This window comes from Allobosea sp. GW822-FHT03F07 (genome assembly GCF_058801345.1).
Genome location: NZ_JBXAND010000007.1, coordinates 26,834 through 44,432, shown reverse-complemented (window position 1 = coordinate 44,432; position 17,599 = coordinate 26,834). Strand labels below are relative to the sequence as shown.

Genomic DNA, 17,599 nt, shown 5'->3' with positions numbered 1-17,599 from the left:
GGGGCGATCGTCTCGTCCCGTTCAAGGGAAGGAAAACGAAAGATGCTGGTTCGAGCATTCACTCTGGCCGCCGGCCTCGCCCTCGCCACCCTGGCGACCGAAGGCGCCGTCGCTGCTCCTGTTGGAGCGACCCCCGGTATCGCGTTGCAAAGCGATATCGAGCAGGCCCAGTGGGGTCCGCGCCGCCGCTGCTGGTGGGAGACGCGGCGTTTCCGAGACCATCGCGGTCGCTGGCAGACGCGCCGCGTTCAGGTCTGCCGTCGCTGGTGAGGGGATGGTGGGGCGCCGGCCCTAGCCTGAGCGGCTAAAACGGCGCGAAGTGAGGCCCTATCCTGCGAGTTCGCTATGCGTCTCGCGGGGAGGGGGCGTTTTGCTGCAATTGCTCTGCCTTGTATCAACGCGCCCGCCTGGCGTGTTACCGTGCGGCACCCAGTGCAGCCGGTAGCGTGATGATTCCAGTTCGCTTCACGACGAATGACCTTCCGATCCGGGAGCAATTCGACGCGTGGCAGGGCTGGTTCGAAGGCGTTTTCAACGTCACGCTGGGCGATGGCGAAGCCGGCTTTCCGGCCAGCAGCGTGGTCTGGACGCTCGACGAATTCGGGCTGAGCCACGTCAAGGCCCCGGCACTGACCGCGGTGCGCAACACGGCGCTGCTGCGCGCGAACCCGATCGACCATTGGGTGATCACGCTCGGCCAGCGCCGGACGATCGGCTCGAGCGGTGCGGGCATTCCGCTCGATGTGCCGGCCTCGGTGCCCTATGTCGCCTCGCTGGGGCGCGAACTGGTCAGCCAGCGCTCCCATGACGAGCGGCTGCAGCTTTATCTGCCGCGGGACAGCTTCCGGGAGCTGGCCCCGCTTCTCGACGCGGCACAGGCCCAGGCGCTGAACACGCCGCTCGGCCGCTTGCTCGGCGACTATATCGGGCTGCTTCAGCGCAGCTTCGTCGAGCTCGAAGCCGCCGATATGCCGCGCCTGACCAATGCGGTCCGCGCGATGGTGCTGGCCTGCGCCGGCCCGTCGTCGGACCGTCTCGACCTCGCCTCCAGCCAGATCAACCTGACGCGGCGCGAGAAGGTCCGGCAATACATCGACATGAACCTGCGCGAGCCCGGTCTCGACGCCACGCTCCTCTGCCGTCAGGTCGGGATGTCGCGGACGCAGCTCTACCGGCTCTTCCATGACGATGGTGGCGTCGCCCGCTATATCCGCCACCGGCGCCTGCTGCGCGGCTATGCCGACCTGTCCGACACGGGCAACAACGCCAGCATCAACGCCATCGCCGATGGCCTGTGCTTCGAGGACGCGTCGAGCTTCAGCCGTGCCTTCAAGCAGGAATTCGGGCTGAACCCGCGCGATGTCCGCGCGGCGGCCGTGGCGGGCCAGACGCTCCGGATCAAAGCGGCTGAAGCCGATCCGGAGACACCCACGACGCTGCGAGAGTGCCTGCTGCGGTTCTGAGCGGCGGTTCTGTTCCGGAGTGGTCGGCGGCGCGCTGCCGCCGACTTTCGCGCTCGCCGGCCGTCAGTCCTGGATCTGCCGGATCGCGATCCTGTCGAAGGGCAGGGGCTGGCCGCCCTCCTGCGCCATCTCGATCTCGCCGCCTAGCACCTTGAACCGGATGAGTGTCGCACCATCGCCACGCCAGTCGGCGGTCTCGCCGTCGTCCTCGTAGAGCTCGCCGCTCGCGCCCTCGACAAGCCCGCAGACCAGGAGTTCGCGCAACTCGCTGATGCCGGCCTCGTCACCGAGCGGGATCAGCGCGCCGGCCCTGACGAAGAGCGGCAGGCGCCCGAGCGGAGCAGCGACCGTCACGAAGGCGCCGCCGGCATGATGCTTCTTCTCATGCCAGTCATACCAGCCGCCGGGATGGGCGGGCAGGTAGACGCTTCGCTCCAGCGCGCCTTCCTCCAGCACCGGCGCGACCAGCACGTCCGGCCCGAGCATGAAGGCGTCGTCGATCTTCACCGCGGTCGCATCCTGCGGAAAGTCGTAGAGCAGCGGGCGCACCGCCGGGATGCCGTCGCGGCTGGCACGCCACATCTGCGTGTAGAGATAGGGCATCAGCCGGTAGCGCAGCGACAGCGCGGCGCGCACCAGCGGCACCATCTCCGGATACATCCAGGGCAGGTTGACGACGCCGTCGTCGTTCCAGGAGTTCATCACCATGCGCGGCCAGAGCGCGCAGAACTCGTTGAAGCGGACGAACAGTTCGGGGCCGGGCGTCGGGCCATGGAAGCCGCCGACATCGTGGCCGATGCTGAACATCCCCGACAGGCTCATATTGAGACCTTGCGTCAGGTTGTAGCGCAGCGTCTTCCAGGCGGTCTCGTTGTCGCCGGACCAGGTCTGGGCATAGCGCGAGATGCCGGCGCAGCCGCCGCGCGTGATCGAATACTGGCGCTTGCCGGGCTCGCGCGCGGCTTGGGCCTCATAGGAGAGCTTCGTCATCAGCAGCGCCTGCGCCGGGCGCGCCAGCGCCTGCCGGAAGGGGCGGCCGTCGCCGTCGCAGACCGCGTCCTCGTCCCAGATCTCGTATTCGTTGTTGTCGTTCCAGACGGTGGTGAAGCCATAGTCGAGCAGCGCCGTCTCGATGCCGTTGCGCCACCAGGCCCGGCCCTTCGGGTTGGTGTAGTCGAGGTGGAAACCGAGACCGTCCCAGAACTGGGCGACGGCCGGCTCCCCGGTCTGCCCGTCCTTCACCAGGAAGCCGCCATCGAGCGTCTCCTTCAGGCGTGGATGGTCGTCGAGCAGGCAGGGCTTGAGATTGGCGACGGTGAAGATGCCGGCGTCGTTCAGACGCTTCATCGTCGCCTTCGGATCCGGAAACTTGTCGCGGTTCCAATTGAAGGCGTAGCGCCGATGGCCGATCTGCGTATAGCCCGAGCCGAAATGGAAACTGTCGCAGGGGATGCGATGGGTCGCGAGCTTGCCGATGAAGTCGCTGATCCGCGCATCGGCATCGGGAGCGTCGGCGATCGCCATCGAGGTCACGCCGAAACCATAGGACCAGAGCGGCGCGAAGGCCTGCCCGCCGGTTAGCCAGGAGAAGCGCTTGACCACGTCCGGCACGCTCGGGCCGGCCATGACGTAATAGTCGAGATCGCCGTCATCGCCTTTCCAGGAGCGGAACAGGCCATGGTAATTGTCGAGCGTGCAGCCGAAATCGACGCTGCCGGTCGAGAGGTTGTCGTAGAAGACGCCATGTGCGCCGGCCGGACCGTCGACGATGAAGAAGGGCAGCATCTTGTAGAGCGGGTCGGACAGTTCCGCGTCGAAGCCGCAGGGGTCGACGGCGTCGATGGCGAAGCGCCGACCGGTGCGGTCGAGCGGGCCGGCCTTGTCGCCGAGGCCGTAATGCCGCTCGGTGTAGTCGCGGGCCATGAAATGCGCGACCGCGCCGGTGTGTGGCGAGATCAGGTAGGCCTGGGTGGTGCGATCCTGCAGGAAGGGCTTGTGCTCGCCGGCGCGGCGCCAGGCGATGCCGAAGGGCGAGAGCGTCACCTCGGCTGTGAGATCGCCGGCCGAGAGCGCGACCTTGCCATCCGTCTCCGTCACGGCCGCTTTCGGAACGGCGAAGCCGGAGAGATCGTCGCGCGGGCGGCCTTCGTAGCTGGGCTCCAGCCCGCCGGGCGCGATCGACCAGCCGCGGTCGAGCCGGTAGCCGTCCTGCGGCTTCAGCGTCACCCGGCCGATATCGCCTTCGAGGATGCGCACCGCGATCGTCGCGCCGAGGCCGACATCGAACAGGGCGGCTTCGCCATCGCGGCCGAGATAACGGCCTTGCGTGAGGGCTTTCATAACGTCGTCTCCGAATGCCTAGATTTCAATCGCCCGGGCTGGCCGCGCGCATGTTCAAACCCTGACCGCTTTGCCCGCCGCGTCGAAGAGGTGCAGGCTCTGCCGCGGGAAGGCGAGCGGAACGGTCTCGCCCCGCTGATGACCGCTCTGGCCGTCGAGCTTGAGCGTGACCTGCGGCAGGCCCGGCGAGGCGCCGTAGAGATAGCTCTCGCCGCCGAGGCGCTCGACGAGGTCGATCGACAGCGGCAGTCCCTGGCCCTCCGAAAGCGACAGGTGTTCGGGCCGGACGCCGAGCGTCACAGCGGCGCCGGACGCCAGCGCCCCTGTTTCGCAGGCGACCTCGTGGCCGCCCTCGCCGAGCCTCACGAAGCCGACGCGTGCCACCGTTCCCGGCAGCAGGTTCATCCGCGGCGAGCCGATGAAGCCGGCGACGAAGAGGTTGTCCGGCCGGTTGTAGAGGTCGAGCGGCGTCCCGATCTGCTCGATCTTGCCGCCCTGCAGCACGACGATCCGGTCGGCCAGCGTCATCGCCTCGACCTGGTCGTGGGTGACGTAGATCATCGTGCCGCCGAGCTCGGCATGCAGCGCGGCAAGTTCCTTGCGTGTGGCGACGCGCAGCTCGGCATCGAGATTGGAGAGCGGCTCGTCGAACAGGAAGATCTTGGGGTCGCGCACGATGGCGCGGCCAATCGCGACGCGCTGGCGCTGGCCGCCCGAGAGCGCCCTGGGCTTGCGTTCGAGATAGTCGGTGAGCCGCAGCATCGCTGCCGCGCGCTGGACCCGCTTGTCGATCTCGTCGCGCGCCAGGCCCATATTCTCCAGCGCGAAGGCCATGTTCTTGTAGACGCTCATATGCGGATAGAGCGCATAGGACTGGAACACCATGGCGAGGCCGCGCTCGGAAGCCGGCAGGCCGGTCACGTCCGTGCCGTCGATCGCGACCGTGCCGTCCGTCACCTCCTCGAGGCCGGCAATGACCCGCAGCAGGGTCGACTTGCCGCAGCCCGAGGGGCCGACGAAGACGACGAATTCGCCGTCCGCGACGGTGAGGTCGATGCCATGCAGGACATGCGTCCCGCCGAAGGATTTGCGGACGCCGGAAAGGCTGAGTTCGCTCATTTCATGCCCGTATTGGCGATGCCGGTGGTGATGAAGCGCTGCAGGAAGACGAAGACGAGGGCGACCGGCAGCAGCGTCACCACCGTCATCGCGAGCAGGTAGTGCCACTGCGTCTGGAGCTCGCCCTGGAAGGCGTTGAGGCCGATCTGCAGCGTGTAGGATTCGGTCTTGGTCAGGACGGCGAGCGGCCAGAGGAACTCGTTCCAGCGCCACATCACCGAGAAGATCGCGAGCACGGCGAGCGCCGGCATGGCGAGCGGCATCACGATGCGCCAGTAGATCTGCCACTCCGAGGCCTTGTCCATGCGCGCCGCCTCGATCAGGTCGCGCGGCAGCGTCAGCATGTACTGCCTGAGCAGGAAGACGCCGGTCGGCGTCGCAGCGCCCGGCAGGATGACCGCCCAGAGCGAATTCACCAGCCCGAGCTCGGTGACGACCAGATAGACGGGCACGAGGATGATCGTGATCGGGATCATCAGCGTGCCGATCACCATCAGCATGACGGTGTTCTTGCCGCGGAATTCGTAGATCGACAGCGCATAGGCCGCCATCGAGTTGATGATCAGCGTGATGATCGTCGCCATCACCGTGACGAAGACCGAGTTCCACAGGAAGCGCGTGAAGGCGAAGCGCTCCAGCGGCTCGGTATAGTTCTCGGTGGCGAGCTTGAAGCCGCGCACGGGCGTCCGCTTGTCGATCGGCACGCGAACCGTCTCCGCCGGGTTGGCGGGATCGACCATCTGCGCCTGGATGCCGATGCGCCGGACCTGCGCGAGCACGCGCGTCGTTCCGTCCGGCATCGTCACCTCGAACAGCGGCAGCGGCTGCGGATGGCCGGGAACCACGACCTCCTTCTGAGACATCGGCAAAAGCGAGGGCGGAAACTCGAGCAGCCCCGCCTGCGTCTTGAACGAGGACAGCGCCAGCCACAGCACCGGCCCGAACATCAGAATGACGCCGAAGGCGAGATAGGCATAGGCCGCGATGTCGGTCCAATGCCAGCGGCCTGGGTTGCGGCGGGCGGTGGCGAGCTTGGTCACGAGGCTCATGCCGACCCCTTCCGGCTGCTGGCCGCCAGCTGCGCCAACGTCAGCGCGAAGAGCACGATGCCGAGCACGACGGAGGCCGCCGCCGCCAGTCCGAAATTCTGGACCTGGTTCGAGAACGCCGTCTCATAGATGTAGTGGACGACCATCAGCGTGGCCGTGCCCGGTCCGCCGCCGGTCAGCACGAACACCTCGTCGAAGGTCTGCACGCCCTTGATCAGCGCCAGCACGATCACGACGATCATGTTGGGCCAGAGCAGCGGCAGGGTGATGCGCCAGAACACGCGCCAGCGCGGCGTCGCATCCATCTCGGCGGCCTCGTAGAGATCGGCGGGGATCGCCTGGAGCCCCGCGAGCAGGATCAGCGTGTAGAAGCCCATATGGGCCCAGATCGAGACGAAGACGATCCAGAACATCGCCCATGACGGGTCGACCAGAAACAGGATGCGCTCGCCGCCCAGGCCGGTGATCGCAGCATTGAGCAGGCCGTCGCGCTGCAGGATCCACTTCCAGGTCAGCGCCACCACGACCGGCGAGAGCAGCACCGGGAAGAAGTAGACCGCGCGGAAGAAGCCGCGCGCCCTGATGCGCATGTTCAGCACCACCGCAGTCACCAGCGAGAACAGCACCATCGCCGTGACCTGGAACAGGGTGAAGCGGGCGGTGTTGTAGACGCCGCGCCAGAAATGGTCCTCGCGGCAGGAGCCGGGATCGAGGAAGGAGCCGCAGTCGAACAGGTAACCGTATTGCTGGCCGCCGACGAACGGCCGCTGCGACGGGAACAGCTCCGCCCCGCCGGTCACCGAGAAGACCACGTTGATGATCAGCGGCAGGAAGACGAAGAGGCCGAAGAAGGCGATGTTCGGCAGCAGGAAGGCATAGGCCATCCGCCGCTCGCCGATGAGGCGCTGCAGCGCGCTCATCGGCCAGTCGAGGGCCCGCATCAGCAGGGCGAGCGGCGCGGCGGCGAAGCGTGCGACGCCGGCGTTCTCGCCCTGCCGGGCGGCTGGTTCGGCGGAAGCCATGCGTCCTTACTTCTTGTTACGCTCGGCGATCTGCTGCTCGATGTCCGAGGCGATGCGCTTATAGGCCTCGTCGAGGCTGGTTTCGCCCGAAATCGCCTGGCCGACGCGGCTGATCACCGCATTGAAGATGATGCGGTTGTTGACATAGCCCTGCAGCTTGAAAGCGACCGGCGAGAGGTTCGCGACCTGGTCGGAGAAGACCTTGAGGGCTGCGCGCGCCTGCGGGCTCGCATCCTTGTAGTCGACGCCCTTGGCGGCGATGCCGAGATGGCCGGGCACGAACAGCGAGCGGGCATAGAACTCACTCAGAACGGGCTCGCTCGCGAGATATTCCATCACCTTGGCGACGGCTTCGGGGTTCTTCGTCGCCTTGATCGCGACGAGACCGGCGCCGCCCGGCATGCCGGTGCAGGCGGCGACGCCGCAGGGCGAGGGCACCGCGACCCAGTCGAACGCGTTGCCGACCGTCTTGTCGAACTGGGCGATCTGCCACGAACCCGACTGGTACATCACCACCTGGGCGTTCTTGAACTCGTCATTGGCGCCGCGATAGGCCGCACCCGAGACCGAGCCCCAGAGCTCCTTGGCCATCACGCCTGATTTGTGCCAATCGTAGACGAGCTGCGCCCCGCGCTTGAAACCGTCGTCGATGACGGCCGGCTCCCCCTTGGCGTCGAAGACCTTGGCGCCTTCCGAAATCGCGACCGAGAAGAAGCGGTGGCCGGAGCGGTCCATCGCGAGCGGGAAGGGCGCCTGCGTCTTGGTGGCGACCTCCTTCACGGCTTTCGCCCAGTCTTCCCAGCTCGCCTTGGCGCCGGGCATCGCGATGCCGGCCTGCTCGAACAGAGTCTTGTTGACGAGCGGCCCGGTCACGGTGAGCTGCGTCATGAAGCCGGTGATGGCTTTGTCGTCGCCGGCGGTCCGCATCCAGGGCAGGAAGGGACCGAAATTCTTCTCCCAATAGGCGGCGTCCTTGAGATGCGGCCGCAGATCCAGCGCGTAGCGCGCGATGCCGCCGAGATCGACGACGCGGGCGATGTCGGGACCCTGGCCCGAGGCGAGCTGGACCGGCAGGTTCTCGGTGATCGCCTTGTAGGGCACCTGGTCGAGGACGACCTTGATGTCCTTGTTCTGCGCCTCGAAGCGCTTCAGCAGGTCGGAGACGACTTCGCCCTCATTGCCGTCGGAATACCAGGCGATGCGCACCGTGGTCTGGGCGAAGGCCGTGCTGCTGGCCAGGAGGCCCGTCGAGAGGCCGGCCGTGAGCACGAGCGCGGAAATCCAGTGTCTGCTCTGCATCTGCGTTCATCCCTGCATGTTGTCCGGCGTTCCTGGACGCCTTGGCCGGCACTAAGGCAAACGTTTGCCTAACTTGTCAACGCCCCCATTCGGTAGCATTGCTGGGGTGCCCGGCTTTTTGTGCGGACAGGCCGCAGGGGCGCCCGGGGAGAACCGGCACGGCGATGACGGGCAAATCGGCAAGACCTCAAGCGGCGAGGCCGCCATCGGGAGCATCGCGCAAGCACGCGGCGTCGCTGGCGACGGTGGCGCGGGACGCCGGCGTCTCGGTCGCGACCGTCTCGCGCATCGTCAACGGTAAGACCGGGCGTGCCTCGGCCGAAACCATCGCGCGCGTCGAGGAGGCGATCGCGCGGCTGAGCTACCGGCCGAACTCCGTGGGCCGGGCGTTGCGCCATCGCGCCAGCCGCGTCGTCGCGATGCTCGCGCCCAATCTCGACAATCCAGCCATGGCCGCGATCGCCGTCTCCGTCGAGTCCGCGCTGCGCGATGCCGGCTTCGTCATGATCCTCTGCGACACCCATGACCGGGCGGAACTGCAGGACGACTATCTGCGGGCGATGCGGGCGCAACTCGTTGCCGGCTATGTCATGGTCAGCGCGGTCAGCAGCAAGGGGCTGGAGGAGACGCTGCGGCGCGGCGACCCGACCGTCTTCGTGGCGCGGCGCAACCCCCTCGGCGGCGGCGCCTATGTCGGCATCGACAACCGCAAGGCCGGTGCCGATGTCGCCGATTTCCTGCTCGGCTGCGGCATCGATCGTCCGGCCGTTCTGATGGCGCAGCAGAACGTCTCGAGCACCGCGGAGCGTGCGGCCGGCTTCATCGAGCGGCTGGCGGCGCGCGGCGTACCCGACGATGCGATCCGGCGGGCGATCGGCCCCGGCCTCTCGCATATCGAGGTCGGCTATGCCGCCGCCGGCATGCTGGTGCGCGAGGGCGGCTGGCCGCGCGGCGCGCTCTGCGTCAGCGACATGATCGCCTATGGCGCCTATCGGCTGGCGGTGGAGCACGGCGTGCCGATCCCGCAGCGCTGCCGGCTCGTTGGCATCGACGGCAATGCCATCAACGCCTGGATCGCACCCTGGCTCACCTCGATCCGAATTCCCTATGAGAGTTTCGGTTGCCACGTGGTCGCGCAGTTGCAGTCGCTCTGGAGCGGGGCCGCGACCAGCGAGGTCCATGTGCCGCATGAGGTGCCGCCGTCCTGGGGCCAGCCCGACGCCGCTGCCCGGCCCGCCGTCGGCACGGTGCAGATCGGCAAGAGGTAGAAGTCATCAACCTGTCATGAATCCGTCCGCAAAAGCGGAGCCTTTCACGGCAAAGCGGATTCCGACCGTCGATGTTTCAGTTCCTGGCCTTTCGCTTCGCGCGCGCCTTGCTGACCGTGCTGATCTGCGTCTCGGCCGTCTTCGTCGCGCTGCGCATGGCGGGCGATCCCGCCGACATCATGCTCTCGATCGATACGCCGCCGGATGTGCGCGCCTATTACCGCGAACTCTGGGGGCTCGACCGGCCACTCATCGAGCAATATGGGCGCTATCTCGCCAGCGTCGCCCGCGGCGATTTCGGCCTCTCCTTCGCCGACGACCGGCCGGCCTTCGACGCTGTTGTCGAGGCGCTGCCCAAGACCTTCCTGCTCGGCTCCAGCGCGCTGATGCTCGCGCTCCTGATCGGCCTGCCGCTCGGCGTGCTCGCGGCCTTGCGCCACAACAGCGCGATCGACCGGCTCGCCATGGCCTCCGCCGTGTTCGGTTACGCCATCCCGATTTTTTTCCTCGGCATCCTGCTGATCCTGCTCTTCGCGCTGAAGCTGCGCGTCCTGCCCTCCGCCGGCTCCGAGACGCCGTGGCATCTGATCCTGCCCATGGTCACGCTCGGCCTGCCGCTGGCGGGGCGTCTGGCACGCTTCGCCCGCACCTCGACGCTAGAGGTATTGGGCAAGCCCTTCATCCGGGCGGCACGCGGTCGTGGCGTGCTGCCGCTCGCGGTCATCCTGCGGCACGCCTTGCCCAACGCCTCGGTGCCGCTGCTCATGTTCCTGGGCATCGAGATCGGCGGCATCCTCGCCGGCAGCGCCGTGGTCGAGACGATCTTCGCCTGGCCGGGCGTCGGCCGGCTTCTGGTGGATTCGGTTTCGACGCGCGATCTCGCGGTCGTCCAGGCGGTGATCCTGACGATCACGGTGATCATGGTCTGCGCCAATCTGCTGGTCGACATCCTCCATATCCTGATCGATCCGCGCCTAGGCGGCTTCGCGCGCGCTTCGGGAAAGAGCGCGTGATGGCGAGTCTCGACGCTCTCTCTGTGCCGGCGCCGAAGGCGCGCAACCGCGCTGGCACAATGTCGCCCGTGGTGAAGCTTTCGGCCGGCTTTCTGGTCTTCGTCGTGCTCGTCGCATTGCTCGCCGACTGGCTCGCCCCGATCCACTACACCACCCAGAACCTGGCCGCCCGGCTGAAGCCGCCGCTGTTCGAAGGCGGCGGCACGACCTATTGGCTCGGCACCGACCAGCTCGGCCGCGATATCCTGAGCCGGCTGATCTTCGCGATTCGGACCTCGATCCTGATCGCGGTGCTGGGAACGCTGATCGGCGCGGTCTTCGGCACGCTGCTCGGCTTCGTCGCGGCGCGTTTCCGGGGTATCACGGATCAGACCATCATGATGGCGGTCGATGCCCAGGCGGCGATCCCGGCGCTGTTCCTGGCGCTGACCATGCTGGCCTTCTTCGGCAACAACATCCTGCTCTTCATCGTCCTCGTCAGCATCGACGGCTGGGACCGCTATACGCGGCTGGCGCGCGGCCTCGTCGTTTCCGAGCAGGAAAGCGACTACATCAACGCCGTCGAGGCTTTGGGCGCATCGACCTCGCGCGTCATTCTGCGCCATCTGCTGCCCAATATCGTCGCGGCGCTGGTGGTGCAGGCGACGCTGAACTTCCCTGGCACGATCCTGCTGGAAACCTCGCTCTCCTTCCTCGGGCTCGGCGTGCAGCCGCCCGGCACCTCGCTCGGCCTGATGCTGGGGGAGGGGCGGCGCTATCTCCTCAACGCCTGGTGGATCGCGGTCTTCCCCGGCCTCGCGATCTTCCTGACGACGCTGTCGATGAGCCTGTTCGGTGACTGGCTGCGCGATCGCTTCGACCCGACGAGCGAGCGGAACTAAGCGATGGCCTTCGACCCGCGCGCGCCGATCGGTCGGCTGCCCCTCGCCATCGCCCATCGCGGCGGCGCGCTGCTGGCGCCTGAGAACACGGCGGAAGCCTTCCGCGCCGCCGCAGCGATCGGCGCGGACCTCGTCGAGACCGATTTGCGCCTGAGTGCGGATGGAGCGCTCGTTTGCCTGCACGATGCCGATCTCGCCCGCATCGCCGGCGATCCGCGCCGCGTTGCCGAGACCGATCTTGCGACCTTGCAGGCCCTGGTTCCGGCCATGATGACGCTCGACGAGGCGATTGCGGCCTCGGCGCCGCTCGGCCTGCTGCTCGACGTCAAGCTTGACGAACCGGCCTTGCTGCCGCGGATTTTCGCAGCCTTCGAGGCAGGCGGCGCGATGGGGCGCAGCCTGCTCGGCCTGCGAGAGATCGCGTTGATCGCGGCGGCGCGTGCATTGAACCCCGACATCGCCATTCTAGCCTTGGTGCCGGATCCCGATTGCGCCGAGGCGGCCCGCGCCGCCGGCGCCGGCTGGTTCCGGCTCTGGCAGGGCGTGGCGACGCCCCAGCGGGTCGCCGCCGCCCGCGCTGCCGGACTACGGGTCGCGATCATGGTTGGCCAGCCGCGTTCCGTTGCCGAGCCGGGCTATCCGCCATTCCCGGTTGGCCGGATCGATGCCGACGGGATGGAGCGGGTCGTGGCGCTGGGTCCCGACGCCGTGATGCTCGACGATCCGCGCCTGCTGTTGGCGGCGCGCCCTGTCACGGCCCTGTCGTCAAGCTGAGGCAAGGCAGCACGATCGCGGGGCGGTCCTTGGCCGGCTCCGTTCGCCGCCTTTTGCGAGGACAGCCATGACCGTCATCTCCCGCCGCCAACTCTTGGAAGGCGCCGCAGCCGTCTCCGCCCTGCTCGCGGCGCCGCAGGCCTTCGCCCAGGCGCCGCAGGCCTCAGCGCAAGCGAACCGCCCGAACTTCACCGTCGCGGTCGCCGACCTGCCGGCGACGCTGGAGCCGGCGCGCGAGCTCTCCAATGTCGGCACCCGCGTCACCTACTCGATCTTCGACACGCTGATCCGGCGCGACTTCCTCGGCAGCGCCGATGGCGGCGGCTCGGAACTCAAGCCGCATCTCGCGACGAAGTGGGAGCGCGTCTCGCCGCAGGAACTCGTCGTCACGCTGCGCGAGGGCGTCAAGTTCCACAATGGCGACGAGCTGACCTCCGAGGACGTCGCCTACACCTTCCGCGACGGCCGCCTCTGGGGCGACAAGGCGCAGATCCCCGGCGGCAAGGCCTATTTCGGCGTGCTCGCCAGCGTCGAGCCGATCGACCGCTATACCGTCCGCTTCAAGACGAAAGTGGCCGATGTGCTGCTCGAGCAGCGCCTTGCCTCCTGGTGCGCCTGGATCGTCAACAAGCGCGCCTATGAGGCGATGGGCTTCGAGGCCTATTCGCGCAAGCCCGTTGCGACCGGCCCCTATCGCGTCGTCTCGCACTCCGCCGCCGAGGCGACCGTGCTCGAAGCCTTCGAAGACTACTTCATGGGCAAGCCGACAGCGAGGCGCGTCACCTTCAAGCGCGTGCCGGAACTCGCCGCCCGCGTCGCCGGCCTCGTCGCAGGCGACTACGACCTGATCACCAACGTCCCGCCCGACCAGATGGGCGTCGTCGGCGACTACAAGGACATCGACGTGCGTTCGGTCGTGCTGGCGAACGTCCATGTGCTGGCCTTCAACGAGCAGGACAAGGTGCTCGCCGACAAGCGCGTGCGCCAGGCGCTCTCCTGCGCGATCGACCGCCAGAAGCTGGTCGACTCCCTCTGGCAGGGCACGGCCCAGGTGCCGCAGGGCCACAACTATCCCGAATACGGCCAGATGTTCGTCGAGGGTCGCAAGCTGCCCTACGATCCGGCGCGCGCGAAGGCGCTGCTCAAGGAAGCCGGCTACAAGGGCGAGCCGATCGTCTACCGCACGATGGCGAACTACTACACCAATGCGCTGGAAGCCGCGCAGATCCTGGTCGAGCAGTGGAAGGCCGTCGGCATTAACGCCTCGCTGCAGGTGGTCGAAAACTCGGCCCAGCTGCGCGGGCCGGGCGTGCAGATCTTCAACTGGTCGAACTCGACGCGCCTGCCCGATCCGCTCGGCGCGATCTGGGTGGCCTGGGGACCGGCCGGCGAAATCCAGGTCTCGAAGTTCTGGACCTCCACTGCCGCCTTCAACTCCGCAGGCACTGCGCTCGAAGCCGAAACCGACCCGGCCAGGCGCAAGGCGCTGTTCACGCAGATGCTCGACATCTTCGAGGACGAGGCCCCGGCCACGATCCTCTACCAGCCGAGCGAGGCCTATGCGATCAAGAAGTCGATCGCCTGGCGCCCGACGACCTTCTATTTCATGGACCTGCGCCCGGATAACCTGACGTTCGCGAAGGGTTGAGGGCGGCCCGCGCCTTCCCTTCTCCCCTCGCGGGAGAAGGTGCCCCGGCAGGGGCGGATGAGGGGGCGCGCTGCGCTTTCCCGTTGGCGTCGCGTTCGGCGGAGAGGTCACAGCGCCCCCTCAACCGTCAGCGCTGCGCGCTGCCACCTTCTCCCACGAGGGGAGAAGGGCTGTTCCGCGGTTGCCTCGCCCGAGGCTACTGCCCGCCTCCGAGAATGAAGCGGCGGCCGTCCTGCTCGACCATGTCGACATGCTGGGTGAAGCCGCCCGCGCCGGTCGAGTGGCGGCTGGTGCGCGCTTCCTCGCGCGCAGGGTGCATCAGATTGCGGCCGACCATCGACGCGGCCGGGGCGAGGCCGAGCAGCCCCAGTACCGTCGGTGTGATGTCGATGATGCCGGCCGGCTCCTGCGAGACGGCGCCACTGCCTTCGCCATCGGCGACGATCAGCACCGTGTTCAGCTCATGCGGGTTGATGCCGCCATGCATCCCGCCGCCGAGCGGCACGTCTCCCGGCGTCATAGCGCCCAGGCCCGGCAGCCCGTACTGGTCCGCCGCGAGCTCCGATCTGAGGATGAACATCAGGTCCGGCTGGCGCTCGGCATGGCCATTGCCCATCAGCCCGAGCGACAGCGTTCCCTCGACCTCGCCCTCGACCTCGTTGGCTGCGTGCGAGAAGACATGGCCGACCGAAGGCTGCTCCATCAGCCATTGCGCGATGCGGGCAATCGCGGCCCCGTCGCCCTCGCGCAGCCGGATTTCGCCGCTGATTCCGCCCGTCGCGATGAAGGCGGCATCGCCGATTTCCTTGCTCGTGCCGACATCGAAGGCGGCCTGCCGGGCCGCGTCGAACAGCGGCTCGATCGATCCCGTCGAGATCTGGCCATGGTCGGAGGCCGCGATCACCGCTATGCGCTCGGCATCGGGCTGGGCCTCGACCCAGTCGAGGATCGTCCCGAAGGCGCGGTCCGCCTCTTGGAGCCCAGCCTTCGCCTCGGGCGAGCCCAGACCCTTGTAGTGGAAGGTGGTGTCGGGCTCGTTGAACCAGATCAGCGCGACATCGGGCGCAAGCTTCGGCAGCACATGCTCGGTCATCAGCCGCCCGCCATAGCCTAGCTCGGCGATGCGCGGCAGTTCGCGCTCAGGCAGCGGGCCGAGCAGGGCGAGCGCGGCTTGCACGGCTTCGGGCGTCTGCGTCGCCTCTGCGCCATGCATGGAGAAGGTCCAGTGTCCGTTGGCGCGGGCGCGCGGGTTGATGAAATGCGCCGAGCCTGCCGAGCCGGTATGGACCACGGCGAGGCGCTTCCCGGCCCGCGCGAGCACATCGCCGAGCGTGTCGACCGCGACGAGTCGGCCGTCGTGATGGGCCTCGGCCCGGCGTATCTGTGAGGCGTCGCTGGTGTCGAAGATTCGGTCCGCGATGGCGGCGCGGTGGTAGAAGGCGTTGCCGACGATGCCGTGGACGCCGGGCGGGGCGCCGGTCGCGATCGAGGTCGTCGCGACGCGCGTCACCGAGGGGAAGACGCTGCGGGCCTGCCGGAACCAGGTGCCGCGCGCGGCGAGCCGGAGGATGTTCGGCGTCAGCTCGGGCGTCAGCAGATCGGGGCGTAAGCCGTCGAAGACCGCGACGATGACGCGGTCGGCCGTGGGCTTGTCGTCATGTGCCATGGGATTTTATCCAGCGGTGAGAGAAGGTCAGGCGGCGGCCGCGACAGTGGGAGCAGCCGAAGGCACGAAATGACAGGCGGCGAGACGTCCGTCCATCGTCGGGCGTAAGGTCGGCGCTTCCTCGCGGCAGCGCGCGATGGCGCGCGGGCAGCGCGGATGGAAGGCGCAGCCGGCCGGGCGGTCGACCGGATTGGGCGGGTCGCCTTGCAGGATGATGCGCTCGCGCGTGCCGCGGAGCGGCGTCGACACGGCCGACACGAGCGCCTGCGTGTAGGGATGCGCCGGCGCATGGAACAGCGCCTCGGGCGGCCCCTGTTCGACGATGCGCCCGAGATACATCACCGCGACCTCGTCGGCGATCTGTCGGACGACCTTGAGATCGTGACTGATGAAGAGATAGGCCATGCCGAAGCGGGCCTGCAAATCCTGCAAGAGGTTGATGACCTGTGCCGCGACCGAGACGTCGAGCGCCGAGATCGGCTCGTCGCAGACGAGCAGTTCAGGGCCGAGCACGAGGGCGCGGGCCAGGACTACGCGCTGGCGTTGGCCGCCGGAAAGCTCATGCGGATAGCGCTGGAAAAGATCGGGCCGCAGGCCGACCGCCTCGAACAGGGCGAGTGCTTTTTCTCGGCGGGTGGCTGGATCGGCCTCGATGTCGTGGATGGTCAAGGGCTCGATCACCTGTTCGCCGACGGGCAGGCGCCGGTCGAGCGCGGCCAGCGGGTCCTGATGCACCATCTGCATCCGCTTGCGCATAGCCCGCCAGGCCCGGTCGCGGGTCGCGGTCACGGGCTCTCCGGCGAGTTCGATCCGCCCGTGCGTCGCTGGCAGAAGGCCGAGCACGAGCTTGGCGGTGGTGGATTTGCCGCAGCCGGATTCGCCGACGATGCCGAGCGTGCGCCCAGTCGCGAGGCGGAAGCTCACCCCGTCGACGGCATGCAGCAGGCGGCGCTGGCCGCCGGCTGTCGCGACGGGGTAGTGCCGCACGAGATCGCTGACTTCGAGTAGGTTGCTCACCTTGGGGCCTCCGCGAATGAGTTTGCGGGGACAGCCGGCGACAGCTTGCCAGAGGTCGCAATGGTCTCGCCGAGCCGCAGGCAGGCGGCCCGCTGGTCCTGCGCGGCGAGAACGAGCGAGGGGATTTCGGCGCCGCAGCCTTCGAGGGCGTTCGGGCAGCGCGGCGCGAAGGCGCAACCGGGGGGCATCGCGTCGGGGGCTGGCACGGTGCCAGGGATCGGCGTCAGCCGGACGCGAGGTCCGTCGAGTGTCGGAAGGGCGGCGAGCAGGCCTTGCGTATAGGGGTGGCGCGGGCGCGTCAGCAGGTCCTGCGTCGCCGCCGTCTCGACGACGCGGCCGGCATACATCACGCAGACGCGATCGCAGAGATCGGCGACGACGCCGATGTCGTGCGAGATCAGGACGAGCCCCATGCCGGTGTCGCGGCGGATCTCGCGGATCAGGTCGAGGATCTGCGCCTGGATCGTCGCGTCGAGCGCGGTGGTCGGCTCATCCGCGACGAGGACGTCGGGCTCGCCCGCGAGCGCGAGCGCGATCATCACGCGCTGGTTCATGCCGCCGGAGAATTCGTGCGGATACTGCTTCAGCCGGCGCGGCGCATCGGCGATGCCGACGCGATCGAGCAGGCGCAGCGACTCGGTGCGAGCCGCCTCGCCGCGCAGACCGCGATGCAGCCGCAGCACTTCGGCGAGCTGCGTTCCGATCCGCTGCACCGGGTTCAGCGAGCTGGTAGGGTCCTGAAAGATCAGCCCGATGCGCCCGCCGCGGATGCCGGCGATCTCGCGTTCGGAGAGGCGGGTGATGTCTCGCCCCGACAGCAGCGCCTCGCCGCTCGTCGTCACGCCGCGCCCGAGTAGGCGCAGCGCCGCCAGCCATGTCACGCTCTTGCCGCAGCCGGATTCGCCGACGATGCCGAGCGCCTCGCCCGGCGCGAGAGAAAGGTCGATGCCGCGCACGATCGGCACCAGGCCGTCCCGGCCCCGAAAGGCCACGCTGAAATCCCGCAGAGCCAGCAAGGGGCTTGCGGATGCGCCGATGCC

At 68.0% G+C, this 17,599-nt stretch carries 15 protein-coding genes; 7 read left to right on the top strand and 8 right to left on the bottom strand.

Annotation, left to right across the window (positions count from 1 at the left end; genetic code table 11):
• Window positions 1–42: 42 nt before the first annotated feature.
• The gene (locus tag AC1RMY_RS19355) at window positions 43–270 is read left to right on the top strand and encodes a hypothetical protein (protein ID WP_492867269.1); all 228 of its coding nucleotides are present in this window, start codon (window positions 43–45) and stop codon (window positions 268–270) included.
• Window positions 271–449: 179 nt separating this feature from the next.
• Window positions 450–1,463 (top strand): helix-turn-helix domain-containing protein, encoded by a 1,014-nt coding sequence (locus AC1RMY_RS19350; RefSeq protein WP_492867543.1) that lies wholly within the window; start codon window positions 450–452, stop codon window positions 1,461–1,463.
• Between the two features lie 63 nt (window positions 1,464–1,526).
• Here the strand turns inward: AC1RMY_RS19350 and AC1RMY_RS19345 are convergent, their stop codons facing one another.
• The 5 genes from AC1RMY_RS19345 to AC1RMY_RS19325 are packed head-to-tail and all read right to left on the bottom strand — an operon-like array spanning window position 1,527 to window position 8,292.
• On the bottom strand, window positions 1,527–3,803 hold the full coding sequence (locus AC1RMY_RS19345) for a glycoside hydrolase family 31 protein (protein WP_492867268.1): 2,277 nt from the start codon (window positions 3,801–3,803) through the stop codon (window positions 1,527–1,529).
• Between the two features lie 54 nt (window positions 3,804–3,857).
• On the bottom strand, window positions 3,858–4,922 hold the full coding sequence (locus tag AC1RMY_RS19340; RefSeq protein ID WP_492867266.1) for an ABC transporter ATP-binding protein: 1,065 nt from the start codon (window positions 4,920–4,922) through the stop codon (window positions 3,858–3,860).
• A complete protein-coding gene (locus AC1RMY_RS19335; protein WP_492867264.1) occupies window positions 4,919–5,971 on the bottom strand; it encodes a carbohydrate ABC transporter permease in 1,053 nt (350 codons plus the stop codon). The genes AC1RMY_RS19340 and AC1RMY_RS19335 overlap by 4 nt, the downstream gene beginning before the upstream one ends.
• A complete protein-coding gene (locus tag AC1RMY_RS19330; protein ID WP_492867262.1) occupies window positions 5,968–6,993 on the bottom strand; it encodes a carbohydrate ABC transporter permease in 1,026 nt (341 codons plus the stop codon). The genes AC1RMY_RS19335 and AC1RMY_RS19330 overlap by 4 nt, the downstream gene beginning before the upstream one ends.
• Window positions 6,994–6,999: 6 nt before the next feature.
• Window positions 7,000–8,292, bottom strand: a complete 1,293-nt coding sequence (locus AC1RMY_RS19325) for an ABC transporter substrate-binding protein (protein WP_492867261.1) — start codon at window positions 8,290–8,292, stop codon at window positions 7,000–7,002.
• A gap of 164 nt (window positions 8,293–8,456) precedes the next feature.
• On the opposite strand from AC1RMY_RS19325, the gene AC1RMY_RS19320 reads away from it, so the two are divergent.
• From AC1RMY_RS19320 to AC1RMY_RS19300, 5 genes are all read left to right on the top strand, one after another.
• The gene (locus AC1RMY_RS19320; protein ID WP_492867260.1) at window positions 8,457–9,560 is read left to right on the top strand and encodes a LacI family DNA-binding transcriptional regulator; all 1,104 of its coding nucleotides are present in this window, start codon (window positions 8,457–8,459) and stop codon (window positions 9,558–9,560) included.
• A 71-nt stretch (window positions 9,561–9,631) separates the two neighbouring features.
• Window positions 9,632–10,573: an ABC transporter permease gene (locus AC1RMY_RS19315; RefSeq protein WP_492867258.1), complete on the top strand. Its 942-nt coding sequence runs from the start codon at window positions 9,632–9,634 to the stop codon at window positions 10,571–10,573.
• Window positions 10,573–11,454: an ABC transporter permease gene (locus AC1RMY_RS19310; RefSeq protein WP_492867256.1), complete on the top strand. Its 882-nt coding sequence runs from the start codon at window positions 10,573–10,575 to the stop codon at window positions 11,452–11,454. Before AC1RMY_RS19315 ends, AC1RMY_RS19310 begins: the two co-directional genes overlap by 1 nt.
• 3 nt (window positions 11,455–11,457) lie before the next feature.
• Window positions 11,458–12,228 (top strand): glycerophosphodiester phosphodiesterase, encoded by a 771-nt coding sequence (locus AC1RMY_RS19305; RefSeq protein ID WP_492867254.1) that lies wholly within the window; start codon window positions 11,458–11,460, stop codon window positions 12,226–12,228.
• 67 nt (window positions 12,229–12,295) lie between these two features.
• Entirely contained in the window at window positions 12,296–13,876 is a 1,581-nt protein-coding gene (locus AC1RMY_RS19300) for an ABC transporter substrate-binding protein (RefSeq protein ID WP_492867253.1), read from the top strand.
• A 196-nt stretch (window positions 13,877–14,072) separates the two neighbouring features.
• Here the strand turns inward: AC1RMY_RS19300 and AC1RMY_RS19295 are convergent, their stop codons facing one another.
• The 3 genes from AC1RMY_RS19295 to AC1RMY_RS19285 are packed head-to-tail and all read right to left on the bottom strand — an operon-like array spanning window position 14,073 to window position 17,596.
• Window positions 14,073–15,542, bottom strand: a complete 1,470-nt coding sequence (locus AC1RMY_RS19295; protein ID WP_492867252.1) for an alkaline phosphatase family protein — start codon at window positions 15,540–15,542, stop codon at window positions 14,073–14,075.
• A gap of 27 nt (window positions 15,543–15,569) precedes the next feature.
• Complete coding sequence (locus AC1RMY_RS19290) at window positions 15,570–16,559, bottom strand: ABC transporter ATP-binding protein (protein ID WP_492867250.1); 990 nt, start codon at window positions 16,557–16,559, stop codon at window positions 15,570–15,572.
• Window positions 16,556–17,596 carry an ABC transporter ATP-binding protein gene (locus AC1RMY_RS19285; RefSeq protein ID WP_492867542.1) on the bottom strand — a complete coding sequence of 347 codons (1,041 nt, stop codon included), beginning with the start codon at window positions 17,594–17,596 and terminating at the stop codon, window positions 16,556–16,558. The genes AC1RMY_RS19290 and AC1RMY_RS19285 overlap by 4 nt, the downstream gene beginning before the upstream one ends.
• Window positions 17,597–17,599: the final 3 nt, after the last annotated feature.